Origin of the sequence: Pseudomonas sp. NPDC089996 (assembly GCF_044748405.1) — a bacterium.
Taxonomy (GTDB): Bacteria; Pseudomonadota; Gammaproteobacteria; order Pseudomonadales; family Pseudomonadaceae; genus Aquipseudomonas.
This window is the reverse complement of the sequence record NZ_JBIVGA010000010.1, coordinates 160,515-186,557: the sequence shown is the minus strand read 5'-3', so window position 1 is coordinate 186,557 and position 26,043 is coordinate 160,515. Positions and strand designations below refer to the sequence as shown.

The window sequence follows — 26,043 nt, the reverse complement described above, 5'->3', positions numbered from 1 at the left end:
AGACAATGAACAACAAGACCTTACGCATCGATATCAACTCGGACATGGGCGAAGGCTTTGGTCCTTGGAAAATGGGTGACGATGACGCCATCCTCGACATCGTCACTTCTGCTAACGTCGCCTGCGGACTGCATGCCGGCGATCCTGAGATCATGGCTACCACCTTCGCCCAAGCCAAAGCCAAGGGCGTAGCAGTGGGGGCCCACCCCGGTTTTCCAGATCTTTGGGGTTTCGGTCGAAGAGTGATTCCGCACACGACCGGCGAAATTGAGCGGTTCGTTGCCTACCAGGTCGGTGCGGCTGTGGCGCTGTCCAGTTACGCCGGTCACCCCATCACGTTCGTCAAAGCCCATGGTGCACTCGGGAATCTCACCCAAACGGACCCCGAGGTTGCTAAAGCGATCGCCAAGGCCGTCAAAGCCGTCGACCCCAAGCTCGTCTGCGTCACATTCGCGGGTGGACTAATGATTCCAATTGCCAATGATAGGGGCCTCGAAACTCGTGCAGAGGTCTTCGCGGACCGTGCTTATACCGAGGCCGGCCATCTGGTTCATCGTAAAGAGTCTGGTGCAGTGCTCCACGACGTTGAATTCGCCGCCCAGCGCATGCTGCGCATGGTTCAGGCAGGCGGTATCGAAACGGTGAGCGGACGCATGCTTCCAGTTCATATCGACACCATCTGTGTGCACAGCGATACGCCAGGCGCGATCAGCATGGCACGGGCACTACGCAAGACCTTGGAGTCGGCCGGCGTCCAGGTTTGTGCTTTCGCTGAGGGATCCCGCTGATGGACAAACCTCTTGTCGAACGGCTCGTCAGCCTGCTCGAAAACAGCGCGTTGAGTGAAATCGAATACTCGGCAGACGGCACCCGTATTCGGTTGGTGAAAGAGTCGGGGCAAACGGTGCCCATGCAGCCTCGCGCACCTGAGGCGCAGTCATCCATGGCAACACCGACACGCCAATCGAGCTGGACCATTGATGCCGGATTGACTGGCATTTTCTACCGCGCCCCATCGCCGGATGAGTCGGCTTTCGTCGATGTTGGCACTGCCATCGAGGAAGGCCAGCAGGTAGGAATCATTGAGGCGATGAAGATGCTAAACGTGCTCGAAAGCGAGCGCAGCGGGCGTGTGGTGCGCATCTTGGTGGAGGACGGTGCTTCGGTAGAGGCAGGGACGCCGCTGTTCGAGCTGCAATCGATGGAGGACGCCCATGTTTGACTCAGTCTTGATCGCCAACCGAGGCGAGATCGCCTTGAGAATCCTGCGTGCTTGCCGGGCATTGCAGATTCGGACCATTGCCGTGCATTCCTCGGCAGACGCCGACCTGCGCCATGTGCAATTGGCCGATCAGGCACTGTGTATTGGCCCCGCAGCCGCGGCTCAAAGTTACTTGGATATCGGTCGCCTGCTGGAGGCCGCCGAGCTAACCGGCGCGGGCGCCATCCACCCCGGCTACGGCTTTTTGTCTGAGCGTGCCGATTTTGCCGAGGCTGTAGAACACTCCGGTCGAGTGTACATCGGCCCCACCCCTGCAGCCATTCGCCTGATGGGCGATAAGGTCAGCGCCAAGAAAGCCATGCTGGAATCCGGCGTGCCTTGCGTGCCCGGCTCGGACGGCGCTCTGCCTAGCGACCCACAGGCGGTGGCTGATATAGCCCGAGATGTGGGGTATCCGCTGATTGTGAAGGCAGCAGGTGGCGGAGGCGGGCGGGGAATGCGCATCGTCCGCGAGCCAAGCCAGTTGGCTCAGGCGGTGGTTACCACGCGGGAAGAAGCCAATCGTGCGTTTGGTAACCCGGCCCTTTACATCGAACGTTTTCTCGAAAGTCCGCGGCATATCGAAATTCAGATCCTGGCGGACGGATTCGGCAATGCGGTATGGCTCGGTGAGCGCGACTGTTCCATGCAGCGGCGGCATCAGAAAGTGATCGAAGAATCTCCGGCCCCCGGTGTTTCGCGAGAGGCGATCGCAGAGATCGGGCAACGCTGCGTGGACGCCTGCGTGCACATCGGCTATCGCGGCGCGGGCACTTTCGAGTTTCTCTACGAAGACGGGGCTTTCTACTTCATCGAGATGAATACCCGAATCCAGGTCGAGCATCCGGTGACTGAGTTGGTAACCGGTATCGATTTGGTGGTGGAACAGTTGCGAATCGCCCGGGGGGAGCCTCTGTCGTTTGGCCAGAAGGATGTAGCCGTGACCGGGCACGCGATTGAGTGTCGCATCAACGCCGAGGATCCATGGAGGTTCACGCCGGCACCAGGCACGGTCGACCATTGGCTCCCGCCTGGCGGCCCGGGAGTTCGTGTCGAGTCCCACTTGTATTCTGGGTACCGAGTACCAGCCCATTACGACTCGCTGGTGGCCAAGATGCTAACGTATGGCAGCAACCGCGAGGAGGCCGTCAGCAGGATGCGCCAGGCACTAGGAGAAACCATGCTGGAGGGGATTCCATGCACTATTCCACTGCACAGACGGTTGATGGATGAACCTGGCTTCACAGCTGGTGGCTACAACATCCATCACCTGGAGCATCTTTTCGAACAAGGCTTTGGTCAGACTGCGGAGAGCCCTCATGAGCGTTGAAGAACTCGCGGTACTGGTTCAGCAGTTGCAAGGGCGAGGTATTGCGCGATGTGAGTACGAAACTGAACACGGGTCAGTGGTTCTGGTCTTCGCGTCACATTCCCGTACATCTGTCGTGGAACCGGTCCAACTGCCTGTCCCGAGTCACCAGGATACTTTGGTCGAGGCTCCGAAGGCCGGAAGGTTCTTGTCTTCCCATCCTTTGCAGGGCGTCGCTCTGTCGGCCGTTGGCGAACCTGTCGAGGTGGGTGCAATCATCGGCTTCATTCAGGTTGGTGAGTCCCTTCACCCCGTCAAAGCGAAAGCCGCCGGCGTCATGGCCGGCTATTGCCCGGTCGACGGCGAGCTCGTCGGCTACGGGGCGCCAATCGCCAGGCTGATCCCTTCCTAAGGGAAAGCCAGCAAGCGCACGACCTTATCGTGCGCACTCCCTCCCGCGGTATTCATCTATATCAACAAGAAGAGGTCGCTGCATGCGTGCACATTGGCCCGTGGTACCTGCTGTCCTGTGTTTGACCTTTGCAACGGACCTGAGAGCCGCTGGCTTTCTCGAAGACAGCCGGGCAAACGTCGACTTCAGAAACCTGTATTTCGATAGAGACTTTCGCCAGCCTGGAGGTAACACTGCGAACGGTCAAAGCCAAGCACGGGAATGGGGTCAAGCCGCCGTTCTGACACTCCAATCCGGATTTACCCAAGGCGCGTTTGGGCTGGGGATCGATGGCGTCGCCATGACTGGCCTCAACCTCGATTCCAGCCCAGATCGTGCAGGCACCGGCATGTTCCCAACTGAGCGTGACGGCAGTTCGGAGGATGAATTCAGCCGACTGGGCGCGAGCTTCAAATTGAAGTACTCCAAGACGCTTATTCGCTCAGGTGTCATGGCCTTTCGCAAGCCCGTGCTTCAAAGCGCCGACTCTCGCCTGCTACCTGGTCTGTTCAAAGCCACCACGCTTGAATCCAGTGAGCTGGCGGGCCTCACGCTTCAGGCTGCACGCGTGACCAAGACGATGGGTTTGGATTCATCTAACTGGGAGCGGCTGACCAGCCGCTATGGCGGGCACAGCGACGATTTCACCCTGTACGGAGCTGATTACGCGCTGAATGATAAAAGCCAACTCCGGGTGTATTACGGCAAGCTGGACGGGATTTACCAACACACGCTGGCCAATTACCTAGGGCGCGTCGATTTCACGGCGGATCGACACCTCTCTTTCGATTTGCGCTGGGCGAAGGCGGGGGATGTAGAGGACTTTCGCGACATCGACAACAGGGCAGTGGGCGCGTTGGTAGGGTTCCGCCAAAAGCACCACACATTGAGTATGGGCTTCCAGAAGATGAGCGGGCGCGATGCTTATCCGTACGTAACCGGAACCGATCCCTACCTCGTTAACTTCGTGCAGATCCTGCAGTTTTCCAATGCTGGAGAGCGTTCGTGGCAGTTGCGCTACGATCTGGATCTGGCCGCATGGGGTGTTCCTGGGTTGAGCTTCATGAGCCGATATGTCCGGGGCGACCAAGTTCAGCTTTCGAGCGGCGGCGAAGGACGAGAATGGGAGCGCAATAGTGAGCTCACCTATGTCATCCAGGGCGGCTCATGGAAAAATGCCTCAATCAAATGGCGCAACGCCACTGTCCGCTCAACCTTTGGTAATGATATCGACGAAAACCGCCTCGTGATCAGCTACCCACTGAGCCTGTTCTGATGGATCATCGACCTTAGATCGAACGCCCCGCTTGGTAGCGGGGCTATCCGCCGGATCGAGCTCGTGGGGAATCAATGAATACGCGTTTCATCGAGGCGTTTTTACAGATTGCAAGGCTGAAAAGCTTCAGAGCCGCGGCCGAGCATCTGCACCTGACCCAAGCTGCCATATCCAACCGGATCGCTTCGCTTGAAGAAGAGATCGGTGCACGGTTGTTTGAGCGGGAAACACGAGAGCTCAAGTTGACTGCGGTCGGCTCGCGGCTGGTCGACTATGGCGAGCGCATGCTGGATTTGGAACAAGAGATCCGCCACCTGGGCCGGCCCAGTCACGAAGTTTTGGGATTGGTACGTATTGGCGCTGTGGACAGCGTGGTGCATACCTGGTTGATCGACTTCCTGAAACGCTTGCAATCGACATACCCTGGAATCGAGGTGCAACTGACTTCGGAAACCAGCGCTGGCGTTCACAAAGCTTTACGTGACGGCATGATCGACATTGCGCTACAGACGCATCCGATTGAGGGTGATGGGATCACCAGCATTCCGTGCCTCTCTATCGCAACGGGATGGATAGTCAGCAATCAGGCAATGATCAGCGCCCAGCAGCCCATTCTAGATTTACTCGGCCAACCAACCATTACCATGAGCCAGAACTCACAACCCCATCTGGTGCTCAAGGAGCTCTACCGCAGGTTCAGCCTTCCTGTTGGAAAAACCCATCATGTCAGCTCTATCTCAGCACTCGTGCAACTGGTTGAGGCAGGCTTTGGCAACGCGTTTGTGCCTCTTGCGCCGGTGCGCTATGCCATTGAGTCGGGGCGAGTCAGTCTGGTCGACTGCGGTCTGGCAATTCCTAACCAACCATTAGTTGTAAGCTATACCCAGGCGCACTCATCCGAGGCCATTCGCTTGGTCGCCGAGCTGGCGTGTGTAGAGTGCGATCAGTATGTGCGAGCACTCGTACCGCCATACGCCGCCACCTAATTTTTCTGCCGGCCAAATGTGTAAACGAGATGCTTGATCGACTGCGTTCCATGGAAGTATTTGTTGCCGCAGCCAACACTGGCTCATTTGCAGCTGCGGCTGTCCAGCTGGGTATGTCTGCGCAGATGGTGGCTCGCCACGTACTAGCGTTGGAAGATCGGCTGCAGGTCCGACTGATCAACCGAACGACCCGAAAACAAAGCCTCACGGAAGTTGGACAACGCTATCTAGCCCGTTGTAGAGACGCGCTAGCCGCCTTCGATGCAGCCGATGTTTTGGCGATGGAAGCACATGAGCAACCTCATGGTCGGCTACGCATTAGCGCACCCCACCAGTTTGGTTCGCATAGCCTGATGGCGTTTGTTGGGGAGTTCATGCAGCGATACCCGAACATTGAGATAGACCTCAGCTTGACCGACCGTGCAGTGAACATCATTGAAGAGGGTTTTGAAGCTGTTGTGCGGATCGGTGACCTCTGTATTGGCGACAGCAGTAGTTTGGTCGCGCGTCCTTTGGGGGTCTATCAGATGCTGACCTGTGCTGCGCCGGATTATCTAAGAGACCACGGTGTACCAGCGCATCCCAGTGACCTGTACCGGCATCAGTGCCTCGGCTACGTTTTTTGGGATCGGGTTGTCTATGACGAATGGCTGTTCACCCGTGATGATGAGCTGTTCAAGATTCGTGTCGGAGGGCGACTTCAGGTCAATGATGCGGTAGCCCAGCTAAATGCTGCGCGTACCGGCTTGGGGATTTTGCTGGGGGCCGCAGATCTGGTGGAAAAGTCACTGGCGTCTGGAGAATTGATCCAGGTACTTCCTGACTTCGAAGCGCCCAATAAGCCGGTGCATCTGATCTATCCCGTGGAAAAGCAGCGAAGCGTAAAGCTGCAGCGTTTCATTGACGAGGCTGTTGAGAGGTTTGGTTCGCGTCTTGGAGGGCTATCCTCGGCGCCGTCAACCAGGGCAAAACCTTGAAGACAGGCTCGCGAGTGCCTCAGTTAGCGCCCCCTTCAGTTTGCGCCTCGGGGTGATTGTATTGTTCAGTGTCGGATCTGGGCCAGAGGTATGGCCACCTGTGCTGCCTTGATGGTTGCAGCACCTTTCAAGCTCAAGTCTGCATTTGCATCAGGCACCCTGAGTCCGGCGCGCTGGCCAACGTTTCCAACTGCAGTGCATGGCGGGCACTGGTGATGAACAGGGTCGTGCCATCCTCCCCACCAAAGCACAAGTCTGTCGGGCTCGGCACTGGCAATCCGATCATTCGGTCCAGATTACCCTCGGCATCGAAGCGCGCCAGGCTCCAGCCATCCAGTTGCGTGGTCCACACACCACCGTCGGCATCCAGCGCCAACCCGCCGAGGCTGCCACCACCGCGAGGCAGCGAGGCCAGCCGGCGCACGCTGTTGCTGCCTGGTTGCAACAGCACAATGTCACCAGCCTCCGGCACCAGGGCATACACCGCGCTGCCCGTGGCATTCCAGCGAAACGCACTGACCGGCTCTGGCAACGACCAGCCGTGGCGCAGTTCGCCCTCGGCGCTGAGTTCGCCGATCAGGCAGCCGTTGCCACTTTTCGCGCAGGCCCACAGGGCGCCGGACGGGTGCGAGGCCAGAGCCAGCAGGCGACTGCCAAGCAAGTCCTGGCGCGGGTGTTCGTTGCCTTCCCAGTCGATCAGCGACCAGCCCCCGGCCTGGGCCACGAGCAGACCGTCGGGGTGTAGTTCCATGCCACGTACCGGCAGGTCGAGGCGGATCAACAGGCGGCTGCTGTGGCCATCCCAGCGATGAATGGCCGGCGCCAGGGTGTCGGCCCAGTACAGCACGCGCTGGCCGGCGTGCCACCGCGGGAAGGCGCCGTGAAACGCCCATGGGCCGGGGACCACGCTGAGCTCGTCGGCAGTGCGCGGGGCAGCGTCCGGACGCAGTTGCTCGCCCACCCGGCGTGCTGCCTCTGCCAGCTCCGGGCCCAGCAGGGTCAAGCGCTCCAGGGTCAGGCGGTAGGCAGGCCCGGCCACGCTGATGGCGCCGCGAACCTGGCCCTGCTTATCAACGATCGGCGCCGCGACGCAGCGGATGCCCAAGCGGATTTCCTCGTCGTCCAAGGCGTAGCCACGCACTTGGGTGATCTGCAGTTCGGCCAGCAGGCGGCGGCGGTCGGTGATGGTCAGCGGCGTCAGCGGTGCCAGCACCAGGCCCTTGAGGATTTCATCGCGGGCCGAGCTGGAGAGCGCGGATAGGATCGCCTTGCCCTGACCGGTGCAATACACCGGCTTGCCCTGACCTAGGCTAGCGGCCGAGCGTTGGGTGTGGGCGCCCTCACAGCGCTCCAGCGATAGCACTTGGTTGCCGTCGAGCACCGCCAGGTAGGAGGTTTCTCCGGTGAGGTCGCGCAGGGCGCGCAGTTCGGAACTGGCGGCGGCCACCAAGTCTGGCTCCAGGTAAGCGTTGCGGACCATCTCCAGGTAGTTGAAGCCCAGGCGGTAGACCTTGCGTGTCGGGTCGCGGCGGATCATGCCACGTTCCACCAGGGTTGCGATGATCCGATACAGCGTCGTGCGCGGCAGCGGTACCTGCTCGGCCAGTTCGGCCTGGTTGATGCCGGTGGCGGTTGCCCCAATGGCCTGGAGCACGTCCAGGGCCTTGTCGAGAGCGGCGGTGCCTTCACCTGTTTTCATTGTTGATTCCCACCTGTTGGAACTCGGCTGGCTGAGTGTCCAGTTTGCCCCTTTTTCGTGGGACTTTCCGCCATAGAATCGACCTCAGCAGGGCTTTCAGTCAAACACCGTTCCATATGTTGGGAATTTGCCCTGGCCGCCCATCGGATGAACCCGCGAGGAGAACCTACAACAATGTCCGTCATCCACAACTACGCCGATGCCCATGAGAGCGTCTCTGGCAAACAGGTCGTCGTCAGCGACGAAGTACTTGCCAAGCTCGCCACTTGCAGCAGCGGCTCGCTGACCACCCAGCTGTTCAAGCGCGGTTTCCGCCAGCCTGCGCTGGTCGGCCTGCGCGCCATGTGCCGCGACGCCAAGCCGTTCGCCGGGCGTGCCTTCACCATGCGTTTCATTCCCGCCCGTGAAGACATTGACACCTACTCGACCATGACCACCAAGCCCAACGACGACAACCTGCAATGGGTGGGCGTGGAGCAGATCCAGCCGGGCGACGTGTTGGTGATCGACAGCCGCAACGACCCGGCCGCCGCTTCCGCCGGCAACATCCTGGTAACCCGCCTGCTGGCCCGTGGCGCCAAAGCCATCGTCACCGATGGCGCGCTGCGCGATGGCAGCGAGATCGCCGCCATGCGCCTGCCGGCTTATGCCCGCGAGATCACCGCGACCACGCGCATTTCCTACCACCACGTGGCTGACCTGCAGGTGCCGATCGGTTGCGCCGGCGTTGCCGTGTACCCAGGCGACATCATCGTCGGCGATGCCGATGGCCTGACCGTAGTACCAGCGCACCTGGCCGAGGAACTGGCCGAGGTGTGCAGCGTGCAGGACGACATCGAAGGCTACCTGGCCATGCGCATCGCCGCGGGCGAGCCTCTGTGGGGCGTGTACCCGCCGAGCCCGGCGTCGGTGTCCGACTACCACGCCTGGGTCGCCGCCGGCCGTCCGGCCATCCCGTCGATCATCGACCGCGAGGAGGGCTGAGCCATGGCAGAGCATAAGCATGCACAGCTGATCCGCCGCTACTTCGACGCCTGCAACGAAGGTGACTACGCCAAGCTGGTGTCCTGCTTTACCCCGGACGCGGTGCACTACTTCCCCTCGGGGTTGCCGGAAATCCCGTGGCGCACTGCCGACACCATCGCCCGCAAATGGGTGTGGTGCGTGGAGAACCTGGGCTCGCAGTGGACCATCGAGAAGATCCTTGTCAGCCACGACAGCAACGAAGCGGTGATCGAGTGGACTCACTGGAAAAGCAAACTGGGCACGGCCCTGCGTGGTGACGAGTGGTACGTGTTCGACGAGCAGAGCGGTTTGATCAAGGAGATCCGCGCCTATTACGCCTCGCCGGCTGACAAGGACGTGGTGATCAACGAACTGGTCGATTTCGACTATATCGGCCGGGGGTATCACCTGGAGCCGAAGGCGCGTTAACGCCACTGGCCTCTTCGCGGGGCAAGCCCGCTCCTGCAAGGGCCGTGATGTACCTGTAGGAGCGGGCTTGCCCCGCGCATGGCCGCACTGCAATGTTGAAGGAGTTACCCATGATCACCCCGCAAAATCCCGACTTCACAGCCATCGACGCAGTAGTCGCCCAAGCCTCCGCCGCCGCCGACTTTTGGGCCGACTCCAGTGCCACCCAGCGCGCAACCCTGCTGCGCGGCCTGGCCGATGCCCTGGAACAGCAGCAAGCCGAACTGGTCGCCATCGCCGACCGCGAAAGCGGCCTCGGTGACGCTCGTCTGAATGGCGAAGTGGCCCGCACTGCCTTCCAGTTGCGTGGCTTCGCCAGCGAAGTGGAAGCCGGTGTGCCATACCGTCAGGTCGATGACCAAGCCATCGCCGGTGCGCCACCCGCCGGCCGCCCACGCCTGACTCGCGTGCAACGCCCGCTGGGCCCGGTGGCGATGTTCTCGGCCAGCAACTTCCCGTTCGCCTTCTCGGTGCTGGGCGGCGATACCGCCTCGGCCTTGGCCGCCGGTTGCCCCGTGGTGATCAAGCCGCACTCCGGTCACCCGGAACTGTCCCGCGCTGTGTTCGCCCTGGCCGCTGGTGTGCTCCGCGCCCAGGGCCTGCCGGCAGGCCTGCTGACCCTGGCCGAAGCGCCCAACCGTGTCGCCGGTACCTATCTGGTCCAGCACCCGTCAATCGCTGCCGTGGCCTTCACCGGTTCTTACCAGGGCGGCAAAGCCCTGTGGCAGGCCGCCAATGACCGTGAACGCCCGGTGCCGTTCTTCGGTGAGCTGGGTTCGATCAACCCGCTGGTGGCCTTGCCGGCTGTGCTGGAAAAAGACAGCGAAACCTTGGCCAAGACCCTGGCTGGCTCGATCACCCTCGGCTGTGGCCAGTTCTGCACCAGCCCCGGGGTGATCGTGCTGCTCGACTCGCCCCACAGTCAGCGTTTCGTCGGCCAGCTGGCCGAGGCCATTGCGCCGATTGCCACGCACCGTATGCTCACCCCGGGCATGCAGCAGGGCTTCGAGGCGGCAGCTGCCACGGTAGCTGCCAATGCCGCAGCGGTGTTCGCCCCGCAGGCCGATGGCGCTGGTCCGGCACCACGGCTGTTCGCCACCAATGCCGCATCGTTCATTGCCAATACTCACCTGCGTGAAGAAATGTTCGGCCCGGCGGCGCTGATCGTGACCGCACATTCCGTTGCTCAGGCGGCTGAAGTGCTCGAAGCCATTGGCGGTACCCTGACCACTACCCTGTGGGGCCTGGACGCCGACAACGCCGACAACCGCCAGCTGCTGCGCGCGGCCCAGCGAGTGTCCGGGCGCGTGCTGTTCAGCGGTGTGCCGACCGGCGTTGCCGTGTGCCACGCCCAGCAGCACGGCGGGCCATGGCCGTCGTCCACTGCGCCACAGTCCACCTCGGTCGGCTTTGCCGCCATCGAGCGCTTCCTGCGCCCGGTTGCGTTGCAGGACGCACCGGCCTGGGCACTGGGCTGAGGAGGGCAGGGCGATGATGCGACATATCGTGCTGTTCCGCCGTCTGCCGGGCGTCGAAGCGCAGCCTGAGCTGGAGTCGGTGCTGGTAGCGCGGATGCGCGACCTCACCGAAGAAATCGACTTCATCCGCGACTGGCGCGTCGCGGCCAACGAACTGGATCGGCCGATCTGCTGGGACTACATCCTGGAGTCCAGCTTCGACGACGCCGACGCAGTACAGCGTTACCTGCCACATCCGGCGCACCAAGCCCTGGTCGCCGACCTCAAGCAGTACTTCGAGTGGGTGGCAGTGGATTACAGCGTCTGATTGACCCCAAGAGGCACCTGGCCCTCTGCGGGGGCCAGGCGTTATAACAAAAAAGATCCGGCATCACAGGTGCCGGGCGGAGTCGTACATGAACAAGAAAAAGAATTATCGCTGGACGATCCTGACCATGTTGTTCCTGGCCATGATCATCAACTATGTCGATCGCGCTGCCCTGTCGATCGCCATGCCGTTCATTACCCAGGAGTACCACCTCACGCCCGCCGAGAAGGGCATGATCTTCAGCAGCTTCTTCTTCGGTTATGCGCTGTTCTGTTTCGTCGGTGGCTATTTGGCCGACCGCTTCGGGCCCAAGCGTGTGCTGACCTGGTCGATGAGCTTCTGGTCGCTGCTGTGCGGCTCCACCGCGCTGGCCTTCAACTTCTGGTCGCTGCTGATCGTGCGCGCGCTGTTCGGCGTCGGCGAAGGCCCGGTGTCGACCACCGCCAACAAGACCGTCAACAGTTGGTTCCCGATCAAGGAACGCGCCCGCGCCATCGGCATCAACCAGGCCGGCGGCCCGCTGGGCGGCGCACTGGCGGGTCCGATCGTGGGTTTTCTCGCCCTGTGGCTGGGCTGGCGCGTGGCATTCGTGGTGATCGCAGTCATCGGCGTGCTGTGGGCCATCGCCTGGTACCGCCTGGCGGCCTCGACGCCCAAGGAGCACCCGCAGGTGTCGGCCGAAGAGCTGGCGCTGATCAACGAGGGCCGTGAAGCCCCGGTCACTGCCGTCGCAGACGCTCCGCGCACCCCGGTGCTGCAGATCATCCTGCAGCGCTCGGTACTGGTCACTGGCGTTTCGCTGTTCTGCTACAACTACATCCTGTACTTCTTCATGACCTGGTTTCCCAGCTACCTGATCGAGGCCAAGGGCATCGACCTCAAGGCCATGAGCATCGTCACCGCACTGCCGTGGCTGGTGGGTACTGTCGGCTTCGTCTGTGGCGGGCTGCTGATCGACTGGGTGTACAAGCGCACCGGCAAGCAGCTGTTCTCGCGCAAGGTCGTGCTGGTCAGTTGCCTGCTGGTGGCTGCGGTGTGCATCGGCCTGACCGGGCAAGTGGAAAGCGTTACCAGCACCGTGGTGGTGATGACCGTGGCCATCGGCTTCCTGATGCTGACCGCGCCCGCCTACTGGTCGCTGATCCAGGACGCCGTGCCGGACCATCAGGTGGGTACCGCCGGCGGCTTCATGCATGGCCTGGCCAACCTGTCTGGCATCGTTGCGCCGACCGTGACCGGCTTCATCATCCAGTCCACCGGCACCTATGGCAGCGGTTTTGGCCTGGCCGCCGTGCTGGGTATCGTCGGTGCGCTGATCGTGGCCTTGTTCGTCGGCCAGAAGCCGGCCCGGCAAGCCAACGTCATCGCTGCCGCCTGAACAGACTGCAATCCACGTTTTACGGGAATACACCATGCCTACGCTTCTAGTCACCGGCGCTGCCGGAATCGTCGGAACCGCCCTGCGGCCGTATTTGCGCGAGCGCTTCAGCCTGCGCCTGCTGGATCGCCGGCCAGTCAGCGGACTGGCCGCCAATGAAACCGCCCTGGTCGGCGACCTGACCGACCCGGCCTTCGTCCGCCAGGCCTGCGAGGGCGTCGATGCGGTGCTGCACCTGGCCTGTGCCCATGGCACCGACATCCAGTTCCAGGCCACGGTAGAGCCCAACTACCACGCCACCCTGTACCTGCTCGAGGCCGCCCAGCGCGCAGGGGTGCGGCGCTTCGTGTTCGCCAGCAGCCACCATGTGCTGGGCCAGTATCCCACGCAAGCAGCCGAACAGTTCGACGACCACCCGGTGGCGCCGGACAGCTACTACGCGCTGAGCAAGGTGTTCGGCGAAGCGGCGTGCGCCACCTTCTCCCTGCGCAGCGAGCTGGCGACGTTCATCGTGCGCATCGGCAACGCCGACGCCAAGGTCGCCGATGCCCGTCGCCTGCGCCTGTGGACCAGTGCCCGCGACCTGGCTCAGCTGGTGCTGATCGGCCTTGAGCACCCCGAGGTGCGTCACGAGATCGTCTACGGCGTGTCGGAATGCCCCCAGGCGCTTTTCCACAACAGCCGCGCCCGCGCCCTGGGTTATCGGCCGCAAGACAATGCGGCCGAGCACCTGGCCGACAACTTCCTCGCCTATGACGCCATGGCCCCGGTAGGTTCCGGCCGTGACCATGTAGGTGGCGCCTATGCCGGCGTGGCCCTGGCTAGTGTTCTGGAGCAAGCATGAAGATCGTCCGTATCGATACCCAAATCGTCGAAATCCCCTTCCATGACGGCGGTCGTGGGGTGGGCGGTACACCTTCGGCCTGGCGCACGCTGGAGAACGTGCTGGTGCGCGTCGAAGACGAGCTGGGTAACGTTGGCTGGGGCGAGGCGTTCGGCTACTTCGTCGCCGACGCCACCAGGGCCCTGATCGACCGGCTGGTGGCGCCCCAGGTGCTGGGCCGCGAGGTCACTGACATTCCTGCGCTAAACCTGGAACTGCAGCAACGCCTGCACCTGTTCGGCCGCTACGGCGTGACGATGTTCGCCATTTCCGGGCTCGACATTGCGCTGTGGGACCTTGCCGCCCGCCGGCAGGGCCTGCCATTGCACCGGCTGCTGGGCCAGGCCCACCGCGAGCAGGTGCCGGCCTACGCCAGCCTGGTGCGCTATGGCGATGACCAGGTGGCCCCGGCCACCTGCGAAAAGGCGCTGGAGCAGGGGTTCAGCGACATCAAGCTGCACGAGGCCACCCTACATGACATCGGCGCGTGCCGCCGTGCTGTGGGCGATGACGTGCCGCTGTCCACCGACGTCAATTGTTCCTGGACCGTGCAGGGCACCCGCGACTGGCTGCCGGCGCTGGCTGAACTGAAGCTGGCCTGGCTGGAAGAGCCGATCTTCCCGCCTGAGGACTTCACAGCCCTGGGCAGCCTGCGCGGGCAGGGCGTGGACATTTCTGCCGGGGAAAACTGGTGCACCGCCGTGCAGTTCGAGCAGGCCCTGGTGACCGCTGCGGTGGATTCCATACAGCCCAGCGTGACCAAGGTCGGCGGCATTTCCGAATGCCTGCGCATCGACCGCCTGGCCGAGCAGCATGAGGCGGTGATTCTGCCGCACTGCCCCTACTTCGGCCCGGGCCTGATCGCCACCCTGCACTTGGCCGCTGTACAGCGACGGGTGCCGCAGGTGGAGTACCTGTTCGTCGAGCCGGCTGGCTGGTTGTACCCGGTCGAGCATCTGCGCCAGGGCAACCAGTTGCAGATCCCCCAGGGCCCAGGTTTAGGCCTGGACATCGACCTGCAGGTCGTCGAGCGCTTTCGCCGCTAGTCCACCCCTTTAGCGCCTCACCGCCGTGCCCTGGCACAGCGGCAGGGGCAGTGCATGCCTGAAAAAGGCATAGGAGGTTCTATGCACACCGTGGTTCTGAGCAATGCTACCTGGTCGCTGGGCGTGCTGCCGGCCTGGGGCGGGCGCATCGGCTACCTCAATGCCGATGGGCTGGAGGTCCTGCTGCCGATCAACGCCAGTCAGTTCGACCCGCTGGATTGGCCACGGGCCGGCGCTTACCCGCTGATGCCGTATTCCAACCGCATCCGCAATGCGCGGCTGCAGTTTGCCGGCACCGAGCACGCGCTGCCTGCACATCCGGCGGCACTGCCGCATACCTTGCATGGGGTGGCCCACACCCGGCCGTGGCAGGTGGTGGACACCGGCAGCGATCGCTTGATCATCGCCTGCGACTATCAAGGCGAGCACTGGCCTTGGGCCTTTCGCGCCGAACAGCACTTCGCGCTCGATGGCGCACGCCTGCGCATCACCTTGGTTCTGATCAACCAGGGGCAAACACCCATGCCTGGCGGCCTCGGGCTGCACCCGTACTTCAAGCGCCACCCTGGCCTGTGCGTGCAGTACCGCACCGGGCGCGACTGGCAGATCGACGCGCAGTACCTGGCTACCGGCGCGTTTCAGGAGGGTATCAGGGACTGGACGATCGAAGCGGATGCCGACGAAGCACTGGCACATTACCAGTCACGCTGGGAGGGCCGGCTGCAACTCGATTACCCCAAGGGCCATTTACACCTGCAGGCCTCGCAGCTGTTGAACCACTTCGTCGCGTTCGCCCCGGCCGGCAGCCCTTACCTGTGCCTGGAGCCGGTGTCGCACCTGGCTGACGCTTTCAACCAGCCCCGCGACAGCTGGGCCGAAACCGGCACCCATGAGCTCGCCCCGGGCCAGCGCCTGGAGGCCACCCTCGAATTCACCTGGCAGCACCGCTGAAGCAACACCCCACATACCTATAAGAAGAGAACAACAACAATGAAACACTCCTCGACTGGAGCGGGCTTCGCTCGCGCTGCAAAACCCTTGTCCCTGCTGTTCGGGCTCGGCCCGTTGTATGCCCAGGGCGCGTTCCTTGACGACAGCAAGGCCAACCTGACCTTTCGCAACTTTTACTACAACCACGACCTGCGCGACTCGACCAAGCCTGCCCAGTCGAAGCTGGAGGAGTGGGCCCAGGGCTTCATCCTCAAGGGCGAGTCGGGTTACACCGACACGACTGTCGGGGTGGGTGTGGATGTGTACGCAGGCCTGGGCCTCAAGCTCGACTCGTCGCCCTCGCGTAGCGGCACCGGGCTGCTGCCGGGGGCCTATGACCGTGCCGGCGGCCCGCGCAATGCCGACCCGCGCTCGGTGGACAATTTTTCCGAGGCCACGGCGGCCGTGAAGTTCAAGTATTCGAAGAGCGAGCTCAAGGTGGGCGGGCTGTTCCCGAAAATTCCGCTGGTCAGTTCGGGCGACGCGCGGCTGCTGCCGCAGTTCTTCGAAGGGGCGATGCTGGATATTCGCGAGCTGGACAACCTCGACATCGGCCTGGGCCAGATGCGCCGGGTCAACCAGCGTGAGTTCGCCGGCGCCCGGGATATCCAGGTGGGCAACTACTACAGCGTGTTCAGCGACCGCTTCGATTACCTCGGCGGCACCTGGCGCGCCACGCCGCAGACCTCGTTGGGGGTGTGGACAGGCCGCTTGGCGGATGTCTACCAGCAAACCCTGTACACCGGCACCCACACCCTCAAGGCCGGTGACTGGAACCTCTCCGGCACGCTCAACTACCTCGACACCGGCGAATCCGGCAGCGAAAAGGCCGGCCAGCTCGACAGCCGCATGACTTCGGCAATGCTCAGCGCCAACCTGCGCGCGCAGACCTTCCGCCTCGGCTACCAGTACAACGCCGGCGACAGTGCCTTGCCGTTCATCCACGACACCGACCTGCCCGGGGTAGCCAATGCCGTGCAGGTGCTGCGTTTCGACCGTGCTCAGGAACGTTCCTGGCAGGCCCGCTACGACCTCGACTTCGCAGCCCTTGGCGTGCCGGGGCTGACCGCGTTCGCTCGTTACGTGAAGGGCGACAACTTCAAGGTGGCCGGCGAGGACGGCCGTGAATGGGAGCGCAACCTGGACATTACCTATGTGATTCAAAGCGGCCCGTTGAAGAACCTCGCGCTGCGCTGGCGCAACGTCGAGCTGCAGGGCGATGCAACCGGCCGGCGTGATGAAAACCGGGTGATCATCGCCTACACCTTGCCGTTACTCTGACTTGGAGGATTGCCCGTGGTATCCCGTGCGCTCGACCCTGCCATGCAGGCCTACATCGACAACAGCCGGCGCTTTGCCCCCCGTGACGACAGCCTGGCGGCCCGGCGCGAGGCCTTTCTCGCCGCCTGCCGTGCCTGCACATCACCGCGGCCAGCGGGTTGGCAGGTTGCCGACATCGACCTGGAGGGCTTGCGCCTGCGCTGTTACACCCCCCCGGGCGAAGTGCCGCCCGGGGGGTGGTCGACGCTGTTGTATGTGCACGGCGGCGGCTGGGACCTGGGCAACCTCGACACTCATGACTGGTTTGCCCATGCCCTGATGCAGCGGGTGCCGCTGGCGATCGTTACCGTGGAGTACCGGCTGGCGCCGGAGCATGCCTATCCGGCGCCACTGGCGGACTGCCGGAAAGCTTGGCATGGCTTGCGCGCCGGGCTTGTCGACCCTCGCCTGAGCACAGCGTGCCTGATGGTGGCGGGAGACAGCGCAGGGGGTACGCTGGCTGCGGGACTGTGCATGGCGTTGCGCCGTGACGGGCTGGAGCAGCCACTGGGCCAGTTGCTGGTGTATCCGGTGCTGACGGCTCGGCAGCACTTGCCCTCGATGCGTGAACAGGCCGAGGCACCGATGATGACGGTGGCGGGATTGATGAAGTCGTTAAGCGGCTTCTTGCCTGGATCGCTGCAGCGCGATGATCCCTGCGCCATGCCGTTGGAGGCTGAAGACTTTACTGGGCTGGCACCGGCGTCAGTACTGGTGGCACGGATCGACCCGCTGTGTGATCACGGGCTGGCCTATGTCGATGCGCTGCTGGCGGCCGGTGTGGCCGCCGAAGCCTGGGTAGGCGAGGGCATGGTGCATTCAAGCCTGCGTGCGTTCGGTGTGGCCGAAGTCGAGCAGGCTTGGGACCACATGGCGGCGCAGTTGCGGCGCTGGGCTAGTGATTGATGAGCGTAGCCCTCAGGTGCTTTCGCGCACCACCAGGTTGAAGCCCACATCCTCCACCTGCTGCCCCCGTCCCAGGCTGCCTTCGATCCGCTGCAGCAGCAGTTCCGCCGTGCGCAGGCCAATGCGCCCGCCGTCAACATTCACCGTGCTCAAGCGCGGGTGGGTGTGCGCGGCGAACTCTAGGTTGCCGAAGCCCATCACCGCCAAGTCCTGAGGTACCCGCAGGCCGTTGGCCTGCGCTTCGGCCATGACCCCTTGGGCGAGCAGGTCAATGCTGCAGATCACCGCATCCATCGGCACCTTGGCCGCCAGCAGCCGGGCCATGGCTTCACGGCCATGGCCCATGTTCACCGGCACGGCTTCAAGCTCGCAGGCGACCACTTCGACGCCGGCTGCGCGCAGCGTGTCGACACACGCCTGGCGCCGGCGGGTAGCACGGGCGTCGTCGCTCCAGACCAGGCCCACGCGGCGGAGGCCGCGTTCGACGATGTGCTCGGCCATGGCCTGGCCAACGGCCTCGTGGGAAAAACCGACCACAGTGTCGATCGGGTCCTGCGTCAGCTCCCAGGTCTCCACTACCGGAATGCCACGGGCGATCAGCTTTTCCCGCGCTTCAGGGCTTTGCAGCTGGCGGGTCAGCACGATGCCGTCGGGGCGGCGGGCAAGAATCGCATCGATCAGTTCCGCTTCACTGCTGTTTGCCAGGTCTGACTGGCTGAGCAGCAACTGGTAGCGCGCCGTTGCCAGTCGCTGGCCGAGCTGGGTAATGGTGTCGACGAAGGCGCGGTTGGCGATGTTAGGCACCACCACGATGACCAGCCGGCTGCGCTGCGAAACCAGGGCTCCAGCGAGCATGTTCGGTACATATCCAGTCTTGCGGATGGCATTGCGCACCTTTTTCTGGGTTTTTTCCGACACCAGTTCCGGCCGGTTGATCACCCGGGAAACGGTGATGGGCGAGACCTTGGCCATCTTCGCCACGTCATCGAGGGTGGCGGGGCCCGGTTTCAGGCCAGTGGTGATTGCGGGCGTTTCCAGCATGCGAAGCCTCAAGGCAGGCGGGTTGGGCGGGTGGGTCGATTCTACCGGAACGGCGCACGCTTTCCTGTTCTTTTGCAGCATTCCCAGTGCGTGGGAATTTCACCACAAAGCCAATTTGCAACCCTCGAAGAGTAAGGCCTAGGATTAATGACAGCGCTGTCATTTGATAACGCTGTCATTGGTCGGAAACAGCTCTGCCAAGGGCTGCAAGCTGCCAGAATTCGAAGCAGGTGCCGGTGCAAGGCCCTGCACGACGCCAATAAAAACAATGAGGCAACCGCGATGCACAACCACGACACCTACGCCGCCGGGCCTGCCCCTGGCGCCGTGGCCGCGTCCACCACGGCCACCCGCTATCGCTACCTGATCCTGGCCCTGATCACCATGGTCCTGGCCTTGAGCAGCGGCGACCGCGCCGCCCTGTCGGTGGCCGGTTCCGACATGGGCAAGGAACTCGGCATCAGCTCGGTGGAAATGGGTTACCTGTTCTCCATCTTCAGCTGGGCCTACGTGATCTTCCTGATCCCTTCCGGCTGGCTGGCTGACCGCTTTGGCTCGAAGAAGACCATGGCCCTGGCCATCACCGTGTGGTCAGCCTTCACCGTGTGCATGGGCCTGGTGCACTTTGTCGGCATGATCGTGCCGCTGCTGCTGGCGCTGCGCTTTCTGCTGGGCGTGGCCGAAGCGCCGGTGGGACCGGCCTCGACGCGGGTGATCGCGTCCTGGTTTCCGTCGGCGGAGCGGGGCATGGCCGGTGCCATCTTCAACAGTGCGCAATACATCTCGCTGGCGTTCTTCACCCCGTTTATGGGTTGGCTGTGTTACGCCTTCGGCTGGGAATACGTGTTCATCGTCATGGGCATCGTCGGCTTCGGCATCGCCGCGATCTGGTGGAAGAACTACTACCTGCCAGTCAGCCACCCGAAGATGAACGGCGAAGAACTCGATTACCTGCGCAAGGGTGAAGCGCTGGTCGACCTTGAAGCCCAGGCCGCGCTGCCCAAGGAAAAGCGCCGCAACTCGCTGGCCGAAGTCGGCCTGCTGTTCAGGAGCCGCATGCTGCTGGGCATGTTCATCAGCCAGTACTGCGTCAGCGCGGTCACCTGGTTCTACGTCACCTGGTTCCCCATCTACCTGGTCAAGGAGCGTGGCTTCGACATCCTCCAGGCTGGCCTGGTGGCGTCGATCCCGGCCCTGTGCGGGCTGATCGGTGCGGTGTCGTCGGGCTTCTTCTCCGACTACCTGCTGCGCCGTACCCAGTCCCTGAGCATTGCCCGCAAGACGCCGATCATCACCGGCGTGCTGCTGAGCTCGACCATGATGCTGTGCAACTACGTCGACGCCCAGTGGCTGGTGATTGCGGTGATGAGCCTGGCCTTCTTCGGCAAGGGCTTTGGCAACCTCGGTTTCAGCGTGGTGGCCGACACCGCCCCACGGGAAATGATCGGCATGACCGGTGGCGTGTTCAACGCCCTGGGCAACACCGCCGGCATCGTCACCCCGGTTGTCATTGGCTACCTGCTGCACTCCAGCGGCTCGTTCAACAGTGCACTCATCTATGTCGGCGCCCACGGCCTGCTGGCGGCGTTCGCCTATCTGGTGATCGTCGGCCGCATCCAGCGCCTGCAACTTTCCGACCTGACCGGCAAACCTGCCGACGCCCAGTGATTCCGAGGACCACGCCATGATCGAAAGCAACGTCTACATCGACCCGAAGATCGCTGCCCTGCAACCCGGGCCAGCGACCACCGACAGCATCGCCTGGATCAAGCTGTCGTACACCGTGCTGCCCCTGGGCGCGCCGATCAGCGATGCCAAGGTGTTGACCGGGCGGCAGAAGCCGCTGACCGAAATCGCCTTCATCTTCGCCGAGATCCATACCCGCGAAGGCCATGAAGGCATCGGCTTCGGCTATTCCAAGCGTGCGGGCGGCCCGGGCATGTACGCCCACGCCCAGGAAATCGCCCCGACCCTGCTGGGCGAGGACCCCAACGACATCGCCAAGCTCTACAACAAGCTGCTCTGGGCCGGTGCCTCGATGGGCCGCAGCGGCCTGACCACCCAGGCCATCGCGCCATTCGACATTGCCCTGTGGGACTTGAAAGCCAAGCGCGCCAGCCTGCCATTGGCCAAGCTGCTCGGTGCCCACCGCGATTCGGTGCAGTGCTACAACACCTCCGGCGGCTACCTGTCTACGCCGCTGGAAAAGGTCCTGGAAAACGTGCAGACCTCCCGTGGCAACGGCATCGGCGGAATCAAGATCAAGGTCGGCCAACCGGACACCAGCATCGACTTCAAGCGTGTGCAGGCGGTGCGCGAGCAACTGGGCGAAGGCTTCCCGCTGATGGTCGACGCCAACCAGCAATGGGACCGTGTCACCGCTCAACGCTTCTGCCGCAAGCTCGAACAGTTCGACCTGACCTGGATTGAAGAGCCGCTGGACAGCGCTGACGTCGAAGGCCACGCCGCCCTGGCCGCGTCGCTGGACACCGCCGTTGCCACCGGCGAAATGCTCACCAGCTTCAACGAGCACGCCCAGCTGATCACCGCCAACGCTTGTGACTTCGTCCAGCCCGATGCGCCGCGGGTCGGCGGTATCACGCCGTTCCTGCAGATCATGAGCCTGGCCAGCTTCAAGGGTCTGAAGCTGGCGCCGCATTTCGCCATGGAGATCCACCTGCACCTGGCAGCAGCGTACCCGGAAGAGCCATGGCTGGAGCACTTCGAATGGCTCGAACCAATGTTCAACGAGCGCCTGGAACTGCGCGAAGGCCGCATGTGGGTGCCCAACCGCCCGGGCCTGGGCTTCTCCCTCAGCGAACAGGCGCAGGCCTGGACCCAGCACAGCATCGAGTTCGGCAAACGCCCTTGAGCAAGCCATGGCGGTGGCGCTTGTGTCGCCACTGCCATGGGTGACAACATCCATAGGAAAACACCATGAGTCACCGTGAAGTCAGCTCCGTCATTCGCCTCGATGCCGCCGACAATGTCGTGGTCGCACGTATCGAAATCCCTGCCGGCACCGCCATCCCCGGTGAAGGTGTCATCACCCAGCAAGCTGTGCCGCTGGGGCACAAGGTCGCTGCCCGGCTGATCGCCAAGGGCGAGCCGGTGCTCAAGTACAACACAGTGATCGGCTATGCCGCTGAGGACCTGCCGCCTGGTACCTGGATGCATAGCCATAACATCGCCTTCGGGGAAACCGACCGCGATTACCGCTATGGCCTGGACTACGTGGCCACCGACCTGCTGCCGGCCGAGCAGCGCGCGACCTTTCAGGGCATCGTCCGCGAGGATGGTCGCGTGGCCACGCGCAATTACCTGGGCGTATTCGTGGTCGGTAACTGTGGTGCCACCGTGGCGCGCAAGATCGCCAACCACTTCGACGAGCGCCGCCTGGCCGGTTTCCCCAACATCGACGGCGTGGTGCCTTATGTGCACGAAATCGGCTGTGGCATGGAAATGACTGGCGAGCCGATGGACCTGCTGCGGCGCACCATCGGTGGTTACATCAAGCACCCCAACACCGTGGGCGCGGTGGTCATCGCCCTGGGCTGCGAGCGCAACAACATTCATGGCTTCTTCGAGCAAGAAGGGCTGGTGGAAGGCGACATGCTGAAGAAGTTGGTGATTCAGGACGTCGGCGGGGTGAAGAGCGCCACCGACCAGGGCATTGCCCTGATCGAAGGCATGCTGCCCAAGGCCGACCAGGCGCGTCGCCAGCCGGTTTCCGCCGAGCATTTGATGATTGGCATGCAGTGCGGTGGTTCGGACGGTTTCTCCGGCCTCTCTGCCAACCCGGCGCTGGGCGCAGCGGTGGATATCCTGGTGCGCCATGGCGGTACCGCGATCCTTTCGGAAACCTCGGAAATCTTCGGCGTCGAGCACACCCTGACCGCCCGCGCCGCCACCCCGGCGGTGGGCCGCAAGCTGATCGAGCGCATCGAGTGGTGGCTGGAGTACAACCGCGGCCGCGATACCCAGATCAATGGCCGGGTCAGCCCAGGCAACAACGCCGGTGGTCTGGCCAACGTGCTGGAGAAATCCCTGGGCGGCGCGAAGAAGGGCGGTAACGCGCCGCTGATGGATGTGTACGAGTATGCCCACCCGGTAAAGACCCACGGCCTGGTGTTCATGGACACTCCTGGCTACGACCCGGTCTCTGCCACCGGCCAGATCGCCGGCGGCGCCAACCTGATCGCCTTCACCACCGGCCGCGGCTCGTGCTTCGGCTCGGTGCCGGCGCCGACCTTCAAGCTGGCCAGCAACTCGCCCATGTACCAGCGCATGCGCGACGACATGGACATCAACTGCGGGCAGATCATCGACGGCGACAAGACCATTGCCCAGATGGGCCAGGAAATTTTCGAGCGCCTGCTCGCCCATGCCTCGGGGGAGGCGACCAAGAGCGAGCTCAATGGCCTGGGCGAGGATGAATTCTGCCCGTGGCAGATAGGCGTGCTCGCCTGACCTGGCCTCTTCGCGGCTAAAGCCGCTCCTACAGGATTCACCTTTATCTCAGGGGCTGTGCAGTCCCTGTGGGAGCGGGCGTGCCCGCGAAGAGGCCCTCACACACAACACAACAATAACGGCCAGCGCTCCAGCCTGGCCGAACGGACCAGCCATGCACAAAAACAACAAGATCCTGCCTGCTGCCTCACTGCTGTGCTTCACCCTCCCGGCCCACGCCGAAGGTTTCCTGGAGGACAGCCAGGCCACGCTGAAGACCCAGAACTTCTACCTCAACCGCGACTTCCGCGAAGACGCCGGCATCTCCAAGCGCGAAGAATGGGCCCAGGGCTTCATCCTCGATTTCCGCTCCGGCTACACCCCTGGCACCCTCGGCTTTGGCGTCGACGCCCTCGGCATGCTCGGCCTGAAGCTCGACTCAGGCCCAGGCCGCAGTGGTACCGGGCTGCTGCCGGTGGGCGACGACGGTCGCGCCCCGGACCAGTACAGCAAATTCGGCGTGACCGCCAAGGCACGGCTGTCGAAGACCGAGCTGAAGATCGGCACCCAACTGCTCAAGTATCCGACCATCGCCTCCAGCACCGGGCGTATCCTGCCGCAGACCTTCCAGGGCGGTGTACTCACCTCCAAAGAACTGGATAGCCTGACCTTCACCTACGCGCAGATCGACCGGACCACCAAGCGTGATTATTCCCACACGGAGGCCATGAGCCTGGTCAACAAGAACCGACGTTTCAGCGGCACGCCCGAGGCTGACGACTTTCGCATGGGCGGCGTGGACTACGTGGTCAACCCGAACCTGAGCCTCAGCTACCAATACGGCGAGCTCGACGAGATCTACGGCCAGCACTATTTCGGGCTGCTCGGCAGCACCGCGCTGGGCCCCGGCAAACTTGCCCTTGATGCGCGCTATTTCATCAGCGATGACAAAGGTCAGGCCCTGGCCGGCCAGGTCGACAACCGCACGCTCAACGTGCTGCTCAGCTACAGCCAGGCCGGGCATACCTTTGGCGTCGCCTACCAGGGTCTGTCGGGCTCCACGGCCATGCCTTACCTGATCGGCACCGACGCCTATCTGACCAACTACATGATGGCCGCCGACTTCATGGAAACCGGCGAGCGCACCTGGCAGTTGCGTTACGCCTACGACTTCGTCGCCCTGGGCATCCCGGGGCTGACGTTCTCGACCCGTTACAACCATGCCGATCATGCCAACCCGGCCACCTTCGCCGGCGAAGGGCGTGAGTGGGAACGGGATACCGACCTGGGTTACACCATCCAATCCGGCCCGCTCAAGAACGTCAACGTGCTGTGGCGCAACGCCGCGCTGCGCTCCAACTACCAACGCGATATCGATGAGAACCGGCTGATCGTGAGCTACACACTGCCGTTGTTCTGATTTATCAGGTCATGTACGAGGAGTGATCGCCGTGCCTTGGCGGTATAGCCGGTAAAGATTTTTACCGGCTTTTTTTCGATCCCCTCAGAAATGGTTCTTCATCGGTGGCTGCAGACCAAGGTGCTCCCGTGTAAGCGTAACGACCTGGGTTTTGACCTCAGGGGCGGCGTTGCCCCAGCTATTGCGCACGTAGGTCAGCACGGCGGCGATGTCGCTATCGCTGAGTTTCCAATCAAATGAAGGCATGCCGGCCCCGGTTACGTTGCCCTCGGTGATCACCGCCTGGCCGCCCTTGAGCACAGTGCCTACCAGGTTCGCACCACTGGGCGTGCGAATTCCGGGGTTGTCGGCAAAACCGGTGACCATGCCGGGTAGGCCTTCGCCCCTAACGTTGTGACAGGCCATGCAGTTGAGCTCATAGACCTGCGCACCGCGCTGCATGACCGGTTCACTGGCCGCAACGGCGGGCGGTGGGGTGGTCTTCGACCCGACCACTGATTTGAGGTATTCAGCAATCGCAGCCAGGTCCTGGTCGCTCAGGTGCTGGGTGGAAAACTCCACCGCTTCACCCATCGGCCCCGAGGCAATCGCCTGATGGTTGGCACCGGTCTTGAGGTAGGCCGCTATCTGCTCCGCGCTCCAGTTTCCCAGCCCGCGATAACCGTCGCCGGTGATTTCCGGCGCGTAGCTGCCGAGCAGCTCGGCGCCCTGCAGGTAGCGGCCGGTGTCGCCACCGAGCAGGTTCTTCGACGTGTGGCAGGCTGCGCAATGGCCGGCGCCGTCCACCAGGTAGCGCCCGCGGTTCCATTGTGCGGACTGCTCGGGCTGCGGCACGAACGGGGTGTTGTCGAAGAACAGCAGATTCCAGCCCAGCAGGCTCTGGCGAATGTTGAAGGGGAACCCCAGGGTGTTGGGCGTGGGCGACTGCTGCACCGGTTGCACTGTGCGTATGTACGCCCACAGGTCGTGCAGGTCGGCGTCGCTGATCTTGACGTAGGCGTTGTAGGGCATGGCCGGGTACAGCCGTTGCCCGTCCTTGCGCTGGCCATGGCGTACCGCACGGAAGAAGTCGCGCTCGGTCCAGCGTCCGATGCCGGTCTGCGGGTCGGGGGTGATATTGGTCGAGTAGATCACGCCAAAGGGCGTCTGCAATCCGTAGCCGCCCGCAAACGGAGCGCCGCCCGGCTTGGTATGGCAGGCCGCGCAGTCGGCCTGGGCCGAGACGTAGGCGCCGCGGGCGATGGCAGCCGGGTCGGCCGCCAGGGTGTCCATGGCTGTCAGTTGGTTATCGGCGACGTTGTCGCTGGCAGTGTCGCCATTGTGCAACACGGCGGCGGCGAGGCCGGCCAGCGCCAGTGCGATGCAGCTGGCCAGTATGGTCTTGGTCTTCATG

At 63.1% G+C, this 26,043-nt stretch carries 24 protein-coding genes; 21 read left to right on the top strand and 3 right to left on the bottom strand.

Annotation, left to right across the window (positions count from 1 at the left end; all coding sequences use genetic code 11):
* The first annotated feature begins 5 nt into the window (after positions 1–5).
* The 7 genes from ACIPW4_RS18890 (at position 6) to ACIPW4_RS18860 (ending at position 6,260) form a co-directional block, all read left to right on the top strand.
* Entirely contained in the window at positions 6–788 is a 783-nt protein-coding gene (locus ACIPW4_RS18890; RefSeq protein ID WP_400660506.1) for a LamB/YcsF family protein, read from the top strand.
* Entirely contained in the window at positions 788–1,222 is a 435-nt protein-coding gene (locus tag ACIPW4_RS18885; RefSeq protein ID WP_400660504.1) for an acetyl-CoA carboxylase biotin carboxyl carrier protein, read from the top strand. Before ACIPW4_RS18890 ends, ACIPW4_RS18885 begins: the two co-directional genes overlap by 1 nt.
* On the top strand, positions 1,215–2,591 hold the full coding sequence (accC, locus tag ACIPW4_RS18880; RefSeq protein ID WP_400660503.1) for an acetyl-CoA carboxylase biotin carboxylase subunit: 1,377 nt from the start codon (positions 1,215–1,217) through the stop codon (positions 2,589–2,591). Before ACIPW4_RS18885 ends, accC begins: the two co-directional genes overlap by 8 nt.
* On the top strand, positions 2,581–2,982 hold the full coding sequence (locus tag ACIPW4_RS18875) for a hypothetical protein (RefSeq protein WP_400660501.1): 402 nt from the start codon (positions 2,581–2,583) through the stop codon (positions 2,980–2,982). Before accC ends, ACIPW4_RS18875 begins: the two co-directional genes overlap by 11 nt.
* An 82-nt stretch (positions 2,983–3,064) precedes the next feature.
* Positions 3,065–4,297: an OprD family porin gene (locus ACIPW4_RS18870; protein ID WP_400660499.1), complete on the top strand. Its 1,233-nt coding sequence runs from the start codon at positions 3,065–3,067 to the stop codon at positions 4,295–4,297.
* A gap of 74 nt (positions 4,298–4,371) precedes the next feature.
* Complete coding sequence (locus ACIPW4_RS18865; protein ID WP_279839781.1) at positions 4,372–5,283, top strand: LysR family transcriptional regulator; 912 nt, start codon at positions 4,372–4,374, stop codon at positions 5,281–5,283.
* A 29-nt stretch (positions 5,284–5,312) separates the two neighbouring features.
* On the top strand, positions 5,313–6,260 hold the full coding sequence (locus ACIPW4_RS18860; protein ID WP_400660496.1) for a LysR family transcriptional regulator: 948 nt from the start codon (positions 5,313–5,315) through the stop codon (positions 6,258–6,260).
* Positions 6,261–6,393: 133 nt separating this feature from the next.
* Here ACIPW4_RS18860 and ACIPW4_RS18855 read toward each other — a convergent pair whose 3' ends face one another.
* A complete protein-coding gene (locus ACIPW4_RS18855; protein WP_400660494.1) occupies positions 6,394–7,959 on the bottom strand; it encodes an IclR family transcriptional regulator C-terminal domain-containing protein in 1,566 nt (521 codons plus the stop codon).
* Between the two features lie 174 nt (positions 7,960–8,133).
* On the opposite strand from ACIPW4_RS18855, the gene ACIPW4_RS18850 reads away from it, so the two are divergent.
* The 10 genes from ACIPW4_RS18850 (at position 8,134) to ACIPW4_RS18805 (ending at position 17,740) form a co-directional block, all read left to right on the top strand.
* Positions 8,134–8,943, top strand: coding sequence for a ribonuclease activity regulator RraA (locus ACIPW4_RS18850; RefSeq protein ID WP_167057502.1), 810 nt, complete (start codon positions 8,134–8,136; stop codon positions 8,941–8,943).
* 3 nt (positions 8,944–8,946) lie between these two features.
* Positions 8,947–9,393, top strand: coding sequence for a nuclear transport factor 2 family protein (locus ACIPW4_RS18845; protein ID WP_400660492.1), 447 nt, complete (start codon positions 8,947–8,949; stop codon positions 9,391–9,393).
* A 110-nt stretch (positions 9,394–9,503) separates the two neighbouring features.
* Positions 9,504–10,910, top strand: coding sequence for an aldehyde dehydrogenase (NADP(+)) (locus ACIPW4_RS18840; RefSeq protein ID WP_400660490.1), 1,407 nt, complete (start codon positions 9,504–9,506; stop codon positions 10,908–10,910).
* Between the two features lie 13 nt (positions 10,911–10,923).
* Complete coding sequence (locus ACIPW4_RS18835; protein WP_027608972.1) at positions 10,924–11,217, top strand: Dabb family protein; 294 nt, start codon at positions 10,924–10,926, stop codon at positions 11,215–11,217.
* An 88-nt stretch (positions 11,218–11,305) separates the two neighbouring features.
* On the top strand, positions 11,306–12,595 hold the full coding sequence (locus tag ACIPW4_RS18830) for an MFS transporter (RefSeq protein WP_400660489.1): 1,290 nt from the start codon (positions 11,306–11,308) through the stop codon (positions 12,593–12,595).
* A 34-nt stretch (positions 12,596–12,629) separates the two neighbouring features.
* Complete coding sequence (locus tag ACIPW4_RS18825; protein WP_400660487.1) at positions 12,630–13,439, top strand: NAD-dependent epimerase/dehydratase family protein; 810 nt, start codon at positions 12,630–12,632, stop codon at positions 13,437–13,439.
* A complete protein-coding gene (locus tag ACIPW4_RS18820) occupies positions 13,436–14,524 on the top strand; it encodes a mandelate racemase/muconate lactonizing enzyme family protein (RefSeq protein WP_400660485.1) in 1,089 nt (362 codons plus the stop codon). The genes ACIPW4_RS18825 and ACIPW4_RS18820 overlap by 4 nt, the downstream gene beginning before the upstream one ends.
* Before the next feature lie 81 nt (positions 14,525–14,605).
* Complete coding sequence (locus ACIPW4_RS18815; RefSeq protein WP_400660483.1) at positions 14,606–15,475, top strand: aldose 1-epimerase; 870 nt, start codon at positions 14,606–14,608, stop codon at positions 15,473–15,475.
* A gap of 39 nt (positions 15,476–15,514) precedes the next feature.
* The gene (locus tag ACIPW4_RS18810) at positions 15,515–16,795 is read left to right on the top strand and encodes an OprD family porin (RefSeq protein ID WP_400660482.1); all 1,281 of its coding nucleotides are present in this window, start codon (positions 15,515–15,517) and stop codon (positions 16,793–16,795) included.
* Between the two features lie 15 nt (positions 16,796–16,810).
* Complete coding sequence (locus ACIPW4_RS18805; RefSeq protein WP_400660480.1) at positions 16,811–17,740, top strand: alpha/beta hydrolase; 930 nt, start codon at positions 16,811–16,813, stop codon at positions 17,738–17,740.
* Between the two features lie 12 nt (positions 17,741–17,752).
* Here ACIPW4_RS18805 and ACIPW4_RS18800 read toward each other — a convergent pair whose 3' ends face one another.
* On the bottom strand, positions 17,753–18,781 hold the full coding sequence (locus ACIPW4_RS18800; RefSeq protein ID WP_400660478.1) for a LacI family DNA-binding transcriptional regulator: 1,029 nt from the start codon (positions 18,779–18,781) through the stop codon (positions 17,753–17,755).
* 282 nt (positions 18,782–19,063) lie between these two features.
* Here ACIPW4_RS18800 and ACIPW4_RS18795 point away from each other — a divergent pair, with 282 nt between their 5' ends.
* The 4 genes from ACIPW4_RS18795 (at position 19,064) to ACIPW4_RS18780 (ending at position 24,650) form a co-directional block, all read left to right on the top strand.
* Positions 19,064–20,449, top strand: a complete 1,386-nt coding sequence (locus ACIPW4_RS18795) for an MFS transporter (RefSeq protein WP_400660476.1) — start codon at positions 19,064–19,066, stop codon at positions 20,447–20,449.
* A gap of 16 nt (positions 20,450–20,465) precedes the next feature.
* Positions 20,466–21,653, top strand: coding sequence for a mandelate racemase/muconate lactonizing enzyme family protein (locus tag ACIPW4_RS18790; protein WP_400660474.1), 1,188 nt, complete (start codon positions 20,466–20,468; stop codon positions 21,651–21,653).
* Positions 21,654–21,718: 65 nt separating this feature from the next.
* Positions 21,719–23,251, top strand: coding sequence for a UxaA family hydrolase (locus ACIPW4_RS18785; protein WP_400660472.1), 1,533 nt, complete (start codon positions 21,719–21,721; stop codon positions 23,249–23,251).
* Positions 23,252–23,405: 154 nt separating this feature from the next.
* The gene (locus ACIPW4_RS18780) at positions 23,406–24,650 is read left to right on the top strand and encodes an OprD family porin (protein WP_400660470.1); all 1,245 of its coding nucleotides are present in this window, start codon (positions 23,406–23,408) and stop codon (positions 24,648–24,650) included.
* Positions 24,651–24,734: 84 nt separating this feature from the next.
* Here the strand turns inward: ACIPW4_RS18780 and ACIPW4_RS18775 are convergent, their stop codons facing one another.
* Entirely contained in the window at positions 24,735–26,042 is a 1,308-nt protein-coding gene (locus tag ACIPW4_RS18775) for a c-type cytochrome (RefSeq protein WP_400660468.1), read from the bottom strand.
* Position 26,043 lies beyond the last annotated feature (1 nt).

Bases quoted from the DNA above. Each gene is read 5' to 3' on its own strand.
- ACIPW4_RS18850 (WP_167057502.1), top strand. From the start codon at position 8,134: ATGTCCGTCATCCACAACTACGCCGATGCCCATGAGAGCGTCTCTGGC.
- ACIPW4_RS18885 (WP_400660504.1), top strand. From the start codon at position 788: ATGGACAAACCTCTTGTCGAACGGCTCGTCAGCCTGCTCGAAAACAGC.
- ACIPW4_RS18825 (WP_400660487.1), top strand. From the start codon at position 12,630: ATGCCTACGCTTCTAGTCACCGGCGCTGCCGGAATCGTCGGAACCGCC.
- accC (WP_400660503.1), top strand. From the start codon at position 1,215: ATGTTTGACTCAGTCTTGATCGCCAACCGAGGCGAGATCGCCTTGAGA.
- ACIPW4_RS18835 (WP_027608972.1), top strand. From the start codon at position 10,924: ATGATGCGACATATCGTGCTGTTCCGCCGTCTGCCGGGCGTCGAAGCG.
- ACIPW4_RS18790 (WP_400660474.1), top strand. From the start codon at position 20,466: ATGATCGAAAGCAACGTCTACATCGACCCGAAGATCGCTGCCCTGCAA.
- ACIPW4_RS18795 (WP_400660476.1), top strand. From the start codon at position 19,064: ATGCACAACCACGACACCTACGCCGCCGGGCCTGCCCCTGGCGCCGTG.
- ACIPW4_RS18820 (WP_400660485.1), top strand. From the start codon at position 13,436: ATGAAGATCGTCCGTATCGATACCCAAATCGTCGAAATCCCCTTCCAT.
- ACIPW4_RS18870 (WP_400660499.1), top strand. From the start codon at position 3,065: ATGCGTGCACATTGGCCCGTGGTACCTGCTGTCCTGTGTTTGACCTTT.
- ACIPW4_RS18845 (WP_400660492.1), top strand. From the start codon at position 8,947: ATGGCAGAGCATAAGCATGCACAGCTGATCCGCCGCTACTTCGACGCC.
- ACIPW4_RS18800 (WP_400660478.1), bottom strand. From the start codon at position 18,781: ATGCTGGAAACGCCCGCAATCACCACTGGCCTGAAACCGGGCCCCGCC.
- ACIPW4_RS18890 (WP_400660506.1), top strand. From the start codon at position 6: ATGAACAACAAGACCTTACGCATCGATATCAACTCGGACATGGGCGAA.
- ACIPW4_RS18875 (WP_400660501.1), top strand. From the start codon at position 2,581: ATGAGCGTTGAAGAACTCGCGGTACTGGTTCAGCAGTTGCAAGGGCGA.
- ACIPW4_RS18780 (WP_400660470.1), top strand. From the start codon at position 23,406: ATGCACAAAAACAACAAGATCCTGCCTGCTGCCTCACTGCTGTGCTTC.
- ACIPW4_RS18830 (WP_400660489.1), top strand. From the start codon at position 11,306: ATGAACAAGAAAAAGAATTATCGCTGGACGATCCTGACCATGTTGTTC.
- ACIPW4_RS18815 (WP_400660483.1), top strand. From the start codon at position 14,606: ATGCACACCGTGGTTCTGAGCAATGCTACCTGGTCGCTGGGCGTGCTG.
- ACIPW4_RS18840 (WP_400660490.1), top strand. From the start codon at position 9,504: ATGATCACCCCGCAAAATCCCGACTTCACAGCCATCGACGCAGTAGTC.
- ACIPW4_RS18775 (WP_400660468.1), bottom strand. From the start codon at position 26,042: ATGAAGACCAAGACCATACTGGCCAGCTGCATCGCACTGGCGCTGGCC.
- ACIPW4_RS18810 (WP_400660482.1), top strand. From the start codon at position 15,515: ATGAAACACTCCTCGACTGGAGCGGGCTTCGCTCGCGCTGCAAAACCC.
- ACIPW4_RS18785 (WP_400660472.1), top strand. From the start codon at position 21,719: ATGAGTCACCGTGAAGTCAGCTCCGTCATTCGCCTCGATGCCGCCGAC.
- ACIPW4_RS18860 (WP_400660496.1), top strand. From the start codon at position 5,313: ATGCTTGATCGACTGCGTTCCATGGAAGTATTTGTTGCCGCAGCCAAC.
- ACIPW4_RS18855 (WP_400660494.1), bottom strand. From the start codon at position 7,959: ATGAAAACAGGTGAAGGCACCGCCGCTCTCGACAAGGCCCTGGACGTG.
- ACIPW4_RS18865 (WP_279839781.1), top strand. From the start codon at position 4,372: ATGAATACGCGTTTCATCGAGGCGTTTTTACAGATTGCAAGGCTGAAA.